10 protein-coding genes are annotated in these 12,786 nt (G+C 53.8%); 7 read left to right on the top strand and 3 right to left on the bottom strand.

All coding sequences use genetic code 11. The features are described 5' to 3' along the window. The 7 genes from hilB to lplT all read left to right on the top strand — a co-directional run. Positions 1–613, top strand: a 613-nt coding sequence (gene hilB / locus J1785_RS10095) for a 3(1)-hydroxy-L-isoleucine 4-dioxygenase HilB (protein WP_217219339.1), incomplete at its 5' end; no start/stop codon positions are given. Next, the gene (locus J1785_RS10090) at positions 610–1,341 is read left to right on the top strand and encodes an SDR family NAD(P)-dependent oxidoreductase (protein ID WP_217219338.1); all 732 of its coding nucleotides are present in this window, start codon (positions 610–612) and stop codon (positions 1,339–1,341) included. The genes hilB and J1785_RS10090, both read left to right, overlap by 4 nt. 47 nt (positions 1,342–1,388) lie before the next feature. After that, entirely contained in the window at positions 1,389–2,645 is a 1,257-nt protein-coding gene (locus J1785_RS10085; RefSeq protein ID WP_129954940.1) for an ATP-grasp domain-containing protein, read from the top strand. Between the two features lie 59 nt (positions 2,646–2,704). Continuing rightward, positions 2,705–3,943, top strand: a complete 1,239-nt coding sequence (locus tag J1785_RS10080) for an MFS transporter (protein WP_129954941.1) — start codon at positions 2,705–2,707, stop codon at positions 3,941–3,943. 136 nt (positions 3,944–4,079) lie between these two features. Continuing rightward, positions 4,080–6,338 carry a molybdopterin guanine dinucleotide-containing S/N-oxide reductase gene (locus J1785_RS10075; RefSeq protein WP_129992045.1) on the top strand — a complete coding sequence of 753 codons (2,259 nt, stop codon included), beginning with the start codon at positions 4,080–4,082 and terminating at the stop codon, positions 6,336–6,338. Between the two features lie 356 nt (positions 6,339–6,694). After that, positions 6,695–8,860 carry a bifunctional acyl-ACP--phospholipid O-acyltransferase/long-chain-fatty-acid--ACP ligase gene (gene aas, locus J1785_RS10070; RefSeq protein ID WP_217219337.1) on the top strand — a complete coding sequence of 722 codons (2,166 nt, stop codon included), beginning with the start codon at positions 6,695–6,697 and terminating at the stop codon, positions 8,858–8,860. Continuing rightward, positions 8,857–10,065, top strand: a complete 1,209-nt coding sequence (lplT, locus tag J1785_RS10065) for a lysophospholipid transporter LplT (protein WP_129954945.1) — start codon at positions 8,857–8,859, stop codon at positions 10,063–10,065. The genes aas and lplT overlap by 4 nt, the downstream gene beginning before the upstream one ends. A 61-nt stretch (positions 10,066–10,126) precedes the next feature. Here the strand turns inward: lplT and J1785_RS10060 are convergent, their stop codons facing one another. The 3 genes from J1785_RS10060 to mutH form a co-directional block, all read right to left on the bottom strand. Further along, positions 10,127–11,167, bottom strand: a complete 1,041-nt coding sequence (locus tag J1785_RS10060; protein WP_129954946.1) for an NADP(H)-dependent aldo-keto reductase — start codon at positions 11,165–11,167, stop codon at positions 10,127–10,129. Positions 11,168–11,351: 184 nt separating this feature from the next. Continuing rightward, positions 11,352–11,570 carry a YgdI/YgdR family lipoprotein gene (locus J1785_RS10055; RefSeq protein ID WP_015689428.1) on the bottom strand — a complete coding sequence of 73 codons (219 nt, stop codon included), beginning with the start codon at positions 11,568–11,570 and terminating at the stop codon, positions 11,352–11,354. 86 nt (positions 11,571–11,656) lie between these two features. Beyond that, entirely contained in the window at positions 11,657–12,343 is a 687-nt protein-coding gene (mutH, locus tag J1785_RS10050; protein ID WP_129954947.1) for a DNA mismatch repair endonuclease MutH, read from the bottom strand. Positions 12,344–12,786 lie beyond the last annotated feature (443 nt).

Genomic DNA, 12,786 nt, shown 5'->3' with positions numbered 1-12,786 from the left:
ATTAAAACTGGCATATGAAAAACTGACGCTGGATCCTTATTCTGCTGGGAATCGCTGGCGCGGTTATGCGCAATGCCGGCGTAATGAGCAGGGTGAGCTCAGTTTTGGTCATTTTACGGAATATAAGCAAACTAAAAAATACAATCCGGACACCGGCGGTATTGTTCGCCATTATCCTTTGCTGCCCGAAAATATTACTGCTAACCGCCTGATGCAGACGATTTTGCAGGACGACATCGCTTTTGTTGAAGCTTATAAGCGTATCGGACCGCTGGAAGAGTTGTCCGTCGGCATTCATTTATTCCGCTATGAGGCGCAGTGTGATGCGCCCGCGTACAGCTCGCCTGTCTGGCTGCATAAAGATGATGAGGATGTGGTGTTTGTTCACCTGATCCATGCCTCCGCCAACATGCTGGGTGGCGATAATTTGATTGCCCCGACCCCTAAAAATATTGAGCGGGTGCTGCGTCTGGAGGCGTTATTCGACACGCTGGTGGTAAATCACGACAAATACCATGCGGTGACACCCATAGGCTGTCGCCAGCCGGGGGAGACGGCACTGCGTGACATCATTCTGGTGACGTTCCAGCGCACGATAAAGGAAGCGGCATGATACTGAAATATAAAGCGTTTATCACGGGCGCATCCAGTGGTATCGGTCAATCGATGGTGGCGGCCTATCTGGCCGCCGGCTATGCGGTAGAGGGTATCGACTGTTCCCCGTCCGTTTTCGCCAATGAACCTGAGTATGTTCACCACCAGCTGGATATTACCGATTCAGTGCATCTGAATGGCGTATTTGAAGCGGCAGAATACGCCAGCGATAACAATGTCTTAATAAACTGCGCCGGTACGCGTGAAATCTGCCGGATCGATGAATTATCACTGTCACTGTGGGAACGTGTTTTTGCCGTTAACGTGACCGCCAGTTTTGTTGCCGGACGTGCATTCTGTCAGCAGCTGGTTCGCCATAACCTGCCGGGCAATGCCGTCAATATCGCCTCGGTCTCCGGCCTGATGGGCGAGCCTGATCGCACCGCCTATGTCTCATCAAAGCACGCCGTTATCGGCCTGACGAAACAGCTGGCGCTGGAATACGGCAAGCATCGAATCCGGGTGAATGCCATTGCGCCCGGCGTTATCCGCACACCGCTTACCGAACCTTACTACGACAACCCGGCACAGATGGAGAAGATCCAACGTGGTCAGTTCCTGCCTGTGCTGGGCGAAACGCAGGATGTGGCAAAAGCGGCAATGTATCTCACTTCTTCCGATGCACGATTTGTGACCGGTTCCACGCTGGTTATTGATGGCGGCTGGACGATTGGTAAAGACCTTTAATCCGATGGCCGGCATAACGGCCACTACTGACTTGCAGGAGTTTTATTATGAACAACACCTATATTTTGATTCTGGGCGGTGAGTTTGCTTTGCGTGAGCGTGTGCTGGCGGGGGCTTTACGTGCTTCAGGCGGAATGCGGGTACTGACGATGGCAAAAAATCGCACCTCGCCGACAATCAAATTTTTCGACGGCTTTATACCGGGAGATGTGGCCGATGCAGAGGCTGTGCTACGTGCCGTACAGGCCCATCAACAGGAAACCGGTGAAACTCCTGCGGCGGTTATCCCGATGAATGATTTTACCGTGCGCGCCGCCAGCCTTCTGACTGAGCATTACCAGCTTTACGGAAATGATTGCCAAACGATCACCCACTGCCGTGACAAATTTGTGATGAAGCAGATCCTGCAAGCCGCTGGCCTGCCGGTGCCTCGCTTCGCTGCGTTCCGTACGCTCAACGAACTGAAAACATTGATTGCAGAGTTCGGTCTGCCGGTGGTGATTAAACCGCGTGAACTGGCGGGGAGTCTGGGTGTATTGAAAATCACTCACGAACAGGAAATCGAAGAAGTGTTCGCCCGTTGCGTTACCGATGTGATTTCACTCAATGGTGAATCCTTTGCGCCGGAAGACTTGTTCCAGATCGAGGAATATATTCCGGCGTGGCAGGAAGTCAGCGTTGAGGTGATCAATCAGGGCGACTATCACCGGGCAATAGCAGTTACGGACAAATATCTGGGTGAAGAGCCGAATTTTGTTGAAGTCGGCCACAGCATGCCGTCGCTGCACAGTGACAATCAATCACTGCGTGACATAGCTGAACGGGCCTGTCATGCACTGGGGATCCGTTACGGGGTGGCGCACTTTGAAGCACGTATTACGCCTGCCGGTGAAATCAAAATCATCGAAGTGGGCGCGCGCACAGGGGGCGACACCATAATGGATTTGGTGGAAAGAACCTACGGTATCAACCCGTATGAACTGCACGTACTCAGCCATCTGAACAAACTTAAACCGCTGCCGGATACTCTCAAACCTCGCGGCCTGAGCGCCGTTGCTTTTATTAAAGCCGACGTGGGTGTGATTGAGAAAATCACATTGCCCGCCAGCCTGCCGGCGCATGTGGTGAATATGCAGGTTACCGCTAAGCCGCTGGATCTGTCGAAAAAGCTGGTGTCGTGGAAAACCCGTGAAGGTTCTATCGAGTATTTCTGGCCACAGCGTGCCGCAGAACAGGGTTTTGACGAGCACTTAACGATTGCCGATCAATACGCCCGATCGCTGTTTACCCTTCGTCAGGTCTGATATCACCCGAGCCACCTCATTTGTGGTGGCTCCTGAACTCCTTTAAGGAAAGCAATGATATGAACAGTGATCGTTTTGGATTAAAACGTTTCGTCTTTTCCCGCTTTGCCGGGTCACTGTGCGATCAGTTTTTGCTGTTTGCCGTGCCGCTGGCGATTTTAAAAGCGACCGGTTCTCTCACCTTTTCCTCGCTGGCATTCGTGATTGAGTGGTTGCCGCGCATTCTGTTTTTCCCGCTGTCAGGTTTTCTGGCTGACCGTATCAAGCCCCGCTTTATCTTCTTTAACGTGGAAGCCGGACGCTGTGTGTTAATGGTGGTCGCTTTCCTGACCCTGACCTTTCATCCCGGCGCCACATTCCCGGTGCTGGCGGTCATGATGGCGCTGCTGTCGGTGGCCTATGTTCTGAACTTTGTCGCCACTGAGGCGCTGTTACCGCGCCATATCCCCGCAGAGGCTCTGCCGAAAGCCCATTCAATGTTACAGGGTGTCGACCAGACCACGCAGGTTCTCGGCCCGGCGCTGGCAGTGGCAATTTCCGTTTATGGTGGCGTCGGGGCGATTTTAGCCTGTGCAGCCGTGCTGTTTGCTGTCTCTGCTATCAACTATCTGTTCCTCGAAACTCATGACGTGGAAATTGCAGAAAAGATGAGTCTGCGGTCCATTGTGCAATCCAACATTACGGCGATTCAGGTGCTTAAGCAGAATAAAATCCTGCTGCATTTGTGTGCGCTGACCTGGGTAGTGAATCTGGTATACGGTGCGGCGCTGGTGGTGAGTGCTGCGGTGATCCTCAAAGAGTTTCATCTGCCTGAGAGTTACTTCGGGGTATTACAGACCTCGGCAGCGCTGGTCACCATCATTACGTTTTTCTTTGTGCCGCGAATTGCCAAACGTTTTGGGCTTTCCACGCTGGGGACCCTGTCATTTTGCGGCATGATATTGTCAGGTGCCCTGATGTCGCTTTCACTCGATTATGCGATGTATCTGGCCGGTTACGCATTACTGATGGCTTTTGATGGTGCATTCAGCGTCTACCTGCGCACCTTACGCAGCCAGATTATCCCGCAGAAACATCTGGGGAAAACCATGGGGCTTATTGGCCTGATGAATATGTGTTCGGTACCCGTTAGCGGTCTGGCGGTGACAGCGTTGGCAGGCAGCTTTATGCCGTTGCAAATTATCGCCATCATTCTGATTTTTGCACTGATATTAGGATTGATGTTGATCGTCATCGGCCGCCGTGCTTTCGGCTACAACAGCTGGCTACCGCCTGTGATCGCTCAGCCACAGGCCTGAAACGGTCATCCCGTCTCAAACGATGAATAATGGGGAGCACATCCCCTTTTCTGTTTATCCACATTTGTGCTTTGAGTTATCAGCGCAGTGAATGGTATTTTAAAGTCACTTATCTGCGCTGAGAAAAATAGAAAATATGTCGATAAAACGCTATCCGCAACTGGCCCACTGGGGCGCGTATACTGCCGTGGTAGAAGATGGCCGGTTGATCCGTTGTGAACCTTATCAGGCGGATGCCGATCCTTCCCCTTTGCTGGATTCCATTGCGCCGCTGGTTTATTCCGACAAGCGTATCCGTAAACCGGCAGTGCGCCGTTCGTGGCTGAAACACCGCGAAAACAGCGATCGCTCGCTGCGTGGCCGTGAGGATTTTGTCGAAGTGGACTGGGATCTGGCGCTGGATCTGGTGGCCGAAGAGAATAAACGCGTGCGCGACCGTTACGGTGCTGCCGGTATCTTTAACGGTTCTTATGGCTGGTCATCCGCAGGGCGTTTACACCACGCCCGTTCTCTGGTGCGTCGTTTTTATTTCACCGGCGGCGGCGGGGTTGATCAGCAGGGCAATTACAGCTGGGGCTCGGCGCAATTTTTCCTGCCGTATGTTATCGGTACTTTTACGCCGCTGACCGGACGCGTTACTTCATGGCCAAGTGTGGTCGAACATGCTGACATTCTGGTCGCGTTTGGCGGCCTGGCGCTGAAAAATGCGCAGGTCGCTTCCGGCGGTGCAGTGGAACATACCCTGAAACCGGCGCTGGAACAGCTGGCGAAAAAAGGCACCCGCGTCATCAACATCAGCCCGATGCGCGACGATTGTCCGGAATTCGTTAATGCCGAGTGGATCCCGATCCGCCCGAACACCGATGCGGCGCTGATGATGGCCGTTGCGTATGAAATTCAGCGTAAAGAAGCGCAGGATGAGGCGTTCCTTGCCAGCCATTGCGTGGGTTATCCGCAACTTGCCGCGTATCTGCGCGGCGACACGGACGGCACACCGAAAACGCCTGACTGGGCGAGCGCTATAACCGGCGTGCCGGCTGAACGTATTGCGCGGCTGGCGGATGACCTGATCGGTGTGCGCAGCTTTATTACCTGTTCGTACTCCGTACAGCGTGCTCACCGTGGCGAGCAGCCTTACTGGATGATGATCGCTCTCTCTGCCATGCTCGGGCAGGTCGGTTTGCCGGGCGGTGGTTTCTCATTCGGTCACGGCTCGATGAACAGCGTGGGTAATCCGCGTTATGACACGCCGGGGCCTGCCGTCAGTGCCGGGCCGAATCCGTCTGGTTTGTCGATCCCGGTGGCGCGCATCAGCGATATGTTGCTCAATCCGGGCCAGCCGTATGAATTTCAGGGCGAGACGCTGCATTATCCCGATATTCATCTGGTGCACTGGGCGGGGGGTAATCCGTTCCACCATCATCAGCAGCTTAACCGTCTGGTCGAAGGCTGGCAGAAGCCGGATACCGTGATTGTGCAGGATAACGTCTGGACGCCGGCCGCGCAGATGGCCGATATCGTGCTGCCTGCGACAACATCGCTGGAACGTAACGATATCGGCGGTTCATCGCGTGACCGCTTCGTGCTGGCGATGCATCAGGCCGTTGCGCCGCAACATCAGGCGCGCAATGATTTTGATATTTTCGCGGATATTGCCGACCGTCTCGGTTACCGCGAGCAGTTCACTCAGGGGCGTAATGAGGATCAGTGGCTGCGCCATATTTACCGTCAGTGCGGCGAAGCGCAAAAAGGCACGGGTGTGGAATGGCCTGATTTTGAAACCTTCTGGGAGCGCGGTTTTGTTGAACTGCCGGTACCGGAAAAAGATTACGTATTCTTCGAGGAGTTCCGCAAAAGTCCGCGCGCTAATCCGCTGGGGACACACAGTGGCAAAATCGAACTGTTCTCCGAAACCATCGCCGGTTACGGCTATGAAGATTTCGCACCGCATCCGGAATGGCAGCCGCCGGTAGAATGGCTGGGCGCGGAAAGTGCCAGACAGTGGCCATTGCACCTGATTTCCATTCAGCCCAAAGATCGTCTGCACAGCCAGCTTGATCAGTCGCCGCTGGCGCAGTCGAACAAAACCGCCGGTAAGGAAACCCTGTTCATGCATCCGGAAGATGCCCTCAGCCGTCAGCTTAAGGACGGCGACCGGGTGAAAGTGCACAACGCACGCGGCAGTTGTCTGGCGGGTGTTTCGCTTAACGACGGCATTACGCGTGGCGTGGTGCTGATGTCCACCGGCGCCTGGTTTGATCCGGGCTTTGGCGGCCAGTGGCAGGAAACGGAGCAGGCGGGGAATCCGAATGTGCTGACGCTGGATATCGGTACGTCGCGCCTGACGCAGGGTCCAAATGCCATGAGTTGTTTAGTCGAGGTCCAAAGTATTTAAGGTGGTTTTTAAACAGTTAGCCTGATTTATGATAAATCGGGCCTATTTTCACCACTGGTTACATTTTGCGGGATTATGTTTCGATTGCCTGCTGGCGGTGATTCTCCTAAACCAGCTAAATTGAACGTCCCAGAGGTATTGATTGGTGAATCATCAACGTGCTCTGCATGTTGATACCGATTAAATTTGCACCAACCTACGCGGATGCGTAGGTTTTTTTTTGCCTCAGCTCCGGCACGCCGATCAGTTCCCTCCTAAACTCTCTCTGACTGTCGTCATTTTTCAGCGGCTTATAGTATGCTGTTTCCCCAACCTTTTCTTCAAGATCAGGGATGACACATAAGGAGATGGCCAACATGTATTACTTTCTTTTCGCTACTTTCAGGTGGCTTTTCCGCCTGATGTTCAGGGTCAGCGTGACCCCGGCGAACAATAAATATGATTACCCGCGTTTAATCCTCACGCCGAATCATGTCTCGTTTATTGATGGCATGCTGCTGGCGCTTTTCCTGCCGATAAAACCGGTCTTTGCGGTGTATTCCGACATCACCGACAGCTGGTTTATGCGCTGGCTGAAACCGTATGTGGATTTTATGCCGCTGGATCCGACCAAACCGATGGCGATTAAGCATCTGATCCGCGAAGTGGAAAAAGGGCGTCCGGTGGTTGTATTTCCGGAAGGGCGTATTACGGTTACCGGTTCTTTAATGAAGATTTACGACGGTGCGGCCTTTGTGGCGGCGAAGTCACAGGCGACCGTCATGCCGGTGCGCATTGATGGCGCGGAATACACGCCGTTTGGCCGGTTGTTCGGCAGCTTTAAAATCCGCTGGTTCCCGAAAATTACCATCAGCCTCTTACCGCCGACCACCATTGCGATGCCGGACGCGCCGCGCTCGCGCGACCGCCGTGTTCTCGCCGGTGAGCAACTGCATAAAATTATGATGCAGGCGCGTATGGATACCCGCAAGCCGGAAACCTTGTATCAGGCATTATTATCCGCACAAACCCGTTATGGCCGTCGCAAACCCTGTATCGCTGATATCGCATTCAAAGAAGATACCTATCAGGGCCTGCTGAAAAAATGCCTGGGCGTGAGTCGCATTTTGCAACGTTTTACCCGCGAAGGTGAACATGTGGGGATGCTGTTACCCAATGCGACGATCATGGCGGCTGCGCTGTTTGGCGCGTCAATGCGTAACCGTATTCCGGCGCTGCTCAACTACACAGCGGGTGCAAAAGGGTTGCAAAGCGCCATGAAAGCGGCGCAGATCAACACCATTATTACCTCCCGCCAGTTCCTTGAAAAAGGCAAGCTGACGCATCTGCCGGAGAATGTACCTGAGGCGAACTGGGTTTATCTGGAAGATTTGAAAGACACGGTGACCACACAGGATAAGCTGTGGATCCTGTTCCATCTGATCTTTCCTCGCCGCGCGATGTTGCCGCAAAAGCCCGATGACGCAGCACTGGTACTGTTCACCTCCGGTTCTGAAGGTAACCCGAAAGGTGTGGTGCATTCGCACGCCAGCCTGCTGGCTAACGTCGAGCAAATCCGCACTGTTGCTGACTTCACGCCGCGCGACCGGTTTATGTCGTCGCTGCCGCTGTTCCACGCCTTTGGCCTGACGGTCGGATTGCTGACGCCGCTGATCACCGGCGCGCGGGTTTTCCTGTATCCGAGCCCGCTGCATTACCGCATTGTGCCGGAACTGGTGTATGACCAGAACTGTACCGTATTGTTTGGCACCTCAACGTTCCTCGGCAATTACGCCCGCTTTGCGCATCCGTATGATTTTGCACGGTTGCGGTATGTGGTCGCCGGAGCGGAGAAACTGGCGGAAGGCACCAAAGAAATCTGGCAGAACAAATTCGGTATCCGCATTCTGGAAGGCTACGGCGTGACCGAGTGCGCACCGGTAGTGGCAATCAACGTACCGATGGCGACCAAAGTGAATACCGTCGGTAAGATTTTGCCGGGCATGGAGTCACGTCTGATTACCGTGCCGGGCATTGAAGAGGGCGGTCGTCTGCAACTGCGCGGGCCTAACATCATGAAAGGTTACCTGCGCGTTGAAAATCCGGGTGTGCTGGAAACACCGCAGGCTGAAAATGCCGCAGGTGAAATGCAGGCGGGCTGGTATGACACCGGCGATATCGTCACGCTGGATGAAAAAGGTTTCTGCACCATCCGGGGCCGCGTGAAACGTTTTGCCAAACTGGCGGGGGAAATGGTCTCGCTGGAAAGCGTCGAACAACTGGCGATCAACGCTTCACCGGATAAACAGCATGCGGCGACGTCCCGCAGCGATGCCAGCAAAGGCGAGGCCCTGGTGCTGTTTACCACCGATCCTGAATTACGTCGTGATGCGCTGAGCAAGGCCGCCCGTGAACTCGGGCTGCCGGAACTGGCGGTGCCGCGTGATATTCGTGTCGTTAAAGCGTTACCGTTGCTCGGCAGCGGTAAACCCGATTTTGTCACCCTGCGTCAGATGGCAGAAAACCCGGAGACTGAGGCATGATCCAGCCAGTAAAGGCGGCATCGCCGCTGATGTCAAAAAGTATGATTGCGGTGATCGTGGCGCAGTTCCTGTCGGCTTTCGGTGACAATGCGCTGCTGTTCGCCGCGCTGGCGCTGATCAAACAGCAACTTTACCCCGACTGGAGTCAGCCTGTTTTACAAATGGCGTTTGTGGCGACCTATATTATCCTCGCGCCGTTTGTCGGGCAGTTTGCCGACAGTTTCTCCAAAGGCCGCGTGATGATGGTCGCCAACCTGCTCAAACTGGCAGGCGCGGCGGTGATTTGCGCCGGACTGAATCCGTTCCTCGGTTATACATTGGTCGGTATTGGCGCAGCGGCGTATTCGCCAGCCAAATACGGCATTCTGGGCGAGATCGCCAGTGGTGAACAGTTGGTGAAAGCCAATGGCCTGATGGAAGCCTCTACCATTGCCGCGATTCTGCTGGGTTCTGTGGCCGGTGGCGCGCTGGCTGACTGGAGCATTCTGGCGGCGCTGGGTATCTGCGTGCTGGCGTATGGTGCGGCGGTGGTCGCAAACTGGTTTATTCCGAAGCTGAGTCCTGCGCGTCCGGGACAGTCATGGAATCCGGCAAAAATGAGCCGGACTTTTTTCTCTGCCTGCAAAACATTATGGCAGGATGGCGAAACCCGCTTCTCGCTGGTCGGTACCAGCCTGTTCTGGGGCGCGGGCGTGACGCTGCGTTTCCTGCTGGTGCTGTGGGTGCCAGTGGCGCTGGGCATCACCGATAACAAAACCCCTACGTTGCTGAATGCGATGGTGGCGGTCGGGATTGTGTTGGGTGCGGGCGCGGCGGCGAAATTAATCCGTCTGGATACCGTGAAACGCTGCCTGCCTGCAGGCGTCGCTATCGGTATCGCCGTGGTGGTCTTCGCACTGCAAACCAGCATGCTGAGTGCTTACATTGTGCTGGTGGTGGTGGGGATTCTGGGCGGCTTCTTTGTGGTGCCGCTGAATGCACTCTTGCAGCATCGCGGTAAAATTTCCGTTGGTGCCGGTAATGCGATTGCAGTGCAGAACCTGGGTGAAAACACCGCCATGCTGCTGATGCTCGGTTTGTATTCGCTGGTGGTGATGGTTGGCGCGCCAGTGGTGGCGATTGGCATCGGATTCGGTGTGGTATTCGCACTGGCGATAGCCGGGTTGTGGATCTGGAAGAATATGCAGAAACGCCGCCTGGCGTGACCGGGCAGGTGAAAAAAGAAAAGGGCGCTGAGCGCCCTTTTTTACTGCCTGCGACCAGGGTTTACGGCGCAGGAATAGTGAAGCGTTTGTGGATATTTTCCAGATCAGCAAGGATCTCCTCATCGAGCGTCAGATCCTGACTGTCGATGTTGATCTTCAGCTGTTCGAGCGTGGTTGCGCCCAGCAGTGTGCTGGCCACAAACGGTTGCTGGCGCACAAAGGCCAGCGCCATCTGCGAAGGATCCAGGTTACGTTTCTTCGCCAGCGCGACATATTCGGCAATCGCCGCTTCAGCCTGCGGTGAAGAGTAGCGGGTGAAACGGCTGAACAGCGTATTACGTGCCCCGGCCGGTTTCGCACCGTTAAGGTATTTGCCACTCAGTGTGCCAAACGCCAGGCTGGAGTAGGCCAGCAGTTCAACCCCTTCGTGCTGACTGATTTCTGATAAACCGATTTCAAAGCTGCGGTTCAGCAAACTGTACGGGTTTTGAATCGACACAATACGCGGCAGATCGTGTTTTTCAGCCAGTTGCAGGTAACGCATCACGCCCCACGGCGTTTCGTTAGAAACACCGATATAGCGGATTTTACCGGCGCGAACCTGTTCATTCAGTGCTTCCAGCGTTTCCAGCAAAGTCACCGGAGACTGTTCTTCGGTGTACTGATAGCTCAGTTTGCCAAAGAAATTGGTCTGGCGCTGAGGCCAGTGAATTTGATAAAGATCGAGATAATCGGTGTTCAGACGTTTCAGACTGGCATCCAGTGCCGCGCGGATATTTTTGCGATCCAGCATCTGATCCGGGCGAATGGCGTTGTCACTACCCCGGGAAGGGCCGGAGACTTTACTCGCCAGAACGATCTTTTCACGATTGCCACGGGCTTTCAGCCAGCTACCGATATAGGTTTCCGTCAGCCCCTGAGTTTCAGGACGCGGCGGAACGGGATACATCTCTGCGGTATCAATCAGGTTGATACCCGCCGCAACGGCGTAATCGAGTTGCTGGTGGGCGTCGGCTTCGCTGTTTTGTTCACCAAAAGTCATGGTGCCAAGTCCCAGTAAGCTCACTTCTAAAGAACTGTGGGGTATACGGTGATATTGCATTGCCGGTCTTCCTTTATATCTGAGAATGTCAGCCTGTTAGAAAAAGCGCCTTAACTGACTATATACAAGGCTGGCAGATGGGGGAAGTGGCAGTGTGTGCGGGAAGAACGATGCGGGCGGTGGATAAAATAACAAAGAGCCAGTCCTGATAACTGGCTCTTTAACGGGTTAAGAGGCGTTTTGCTTAACGCTTCATCACCTGGCTGACGTTGTCATTATTGATCTGGCGATCGTTACCTTGTTCATCGGTGTAACTCAGCAGTCCGGTAGATTTATCCAGCTTAGGTTTACCATCAGTGAGGATCATATTGCCGTCTTTGGTTGAGATCACATAGTCGCTGGCACAACCTGCGAGGCTCAGCACCACAAGCGCAGCACCGGCTGCCATTAAAGTTTTTTTCATCATCGTTAACGTTCCTTTTTGTTGTACCGAAGATAGTGATATTTAGCGTAGCAAACTATCCCGCAGACCGCGTGGAATGGTATCGGTTAAAGCTGAAAATGACGGGCCAGAAGCGCTGCGGTAAAACGCTTTTTCAAATAGAAGCCGCGCGGCAGTGTCAAAATGGGTTGCCCTAATTCCCCGATCGCTTCCGTCAGCGCTTTGCTGTTGGCGGCTTTGGGGCGAATTTGCAGATATTCGCCATGGCGTGCTGTGATGCTTTCGACTTTACCCAGCACGATCAAATCCATCAGTTCCTCCCAGTCCTGACGCAGTTGCTCATCTTCTTCCTCAGAGGGTTGCCATAATAAAGGTGCTCCGATGTGGCGCCCGGCCAGGGGGATCTGGCGCTCACCTTCGACCGGTATCCACAAAACCCGGGCCAGTTTATGGCGCACGTGACTATTTTCCCAGGTCACGCCGCTGTTGCCGGTTAACGGGGCAACGCAAACAAAGGTGGTTTCCAGCGGCCTGCCCCGGGAATCAACCGGGATTGTTTTGAGCTCAATGCCAATGTCAGCAAAATCCTGCTCGGCTTTGCTTCCTGCTACCGCACCGAGATACACCTCAACCAACATACCAACCCAGCCTTTCTCCCGTTTAAGATTCTCAGGGATGGGCAGTCCGGCCCGGGCGGCGAGTTCACCCAATGTATGACCCGCCAGCGATTGCGCGCGCAACAACAGTTCCTGTTCATTGAGCGGGGGCCGGGCGGCAGGGAAAGGAATAGACATAAAAAACAATGCTCACTCGATAGATTAAATTTCGTACTGCTTTTGTCATGCACAGTGAATAAAAAGTTGTTCCTGTGGATCAATGAAATAATAGCATGATTTGCCTTAGTTTTTTTTGAGGTTTCTGGCGTATTGAGTGCATCGCCGCTGAGGTTGATCACCTGTTGAAGGCGACAATGAACAGGATCTTCCACCTACTTATCCACAGATTTCTTGGATAACCCTGTCTGAATGAGAGCACTGGTTCGATTTACAGGCTTGACGGCCTGGGTTTTATCCATTTTTTGGCGGGATAGCGTCAACTTTTAGACGATCGCTGTGGATAAAAACGACATTGGTGGATCTTTCACCAGATCACTTTCAGGTGTGAGATAACTCTCATTTTTAAGCATGGGATAACTCCATTTATTATTGGTAATATGCTGTTTTAAAATGATTTAATA

This window comes from Rahnella perminowiae (assembly GCF_019049755.1).
GTDB lineage: Bacteria > Pseudomonadota > Gammaproteobacteria > Enterobacterales > Enterobacteriaceae > Rahnella > Rahnella perminowiae.
This window is presented reverse-complemented; position numbering and strand designations above follow the sequence as displayed.

Bases quoted from the DNA above. Each gene is read 5' to 3' on its own strand.
- J1785_RS10090 (WP_217219338.1), top strand. From the start codon at position 610: ATGATACTGAAATATAAAGCGTTTATCACGGGCGCATCCAGTGGTATC.
- J1785_RS10085 (WP_129954940.1), top strand. From the start codon at position 1,389: ATGAACAACACCTATATTTTGATTCTGGGCGGTGAGTTTGCTTTGCGT.
- J1785_RS10080 (WP_129954941.1), top strand. From the start codon at position 2,705: ATGAACAGTGATCGTTTTGGATTAAAACGTTTCGTCTTTTCCCGCTTT.
- J1785_RS10075 (WP_129992045.1), top strand. From the start codon at position 4,080: ATGTCGATAAAACGCTATCCGCAACTGGCCCACTGGGGCGCGTATACT.
- aas (WP_217219337.1), top strand. From the start codon at position 6,695: ATGTATTACTTTCTTTTCGCTACTTTCAGGTGGCTTTTCCGCCTGATG.
- lplT (WP_129954945.1), top strand. From the start codon at position 8,857: ATGATCCAGCCAGTAAAGGCGGCATCGCCGCTGATGTCAAAAAGTATG.
- J1785_RS10060 (WP_129954946.1), bottom strand. From the start codon at position 11,167: ATGCAATATCACCGTATACCCCACAGTTCTTTAGAAGTGAGCTTACTG.
- J1785_RS10055 (WP_015689428.1), bottom strand. From the start codon at position 11,570: ATGAAAAAAACTTTAATGGCAGCCGGTGCTGCGCTTGTGGTGCTGAGC.
- mutH (WP_129954947.1), bottom strand. From the start codon at position 12,343: ATGTCTATTCCTTTCCCTGCCGCCCGGCCCCCGCTCAATGAACAGGAA.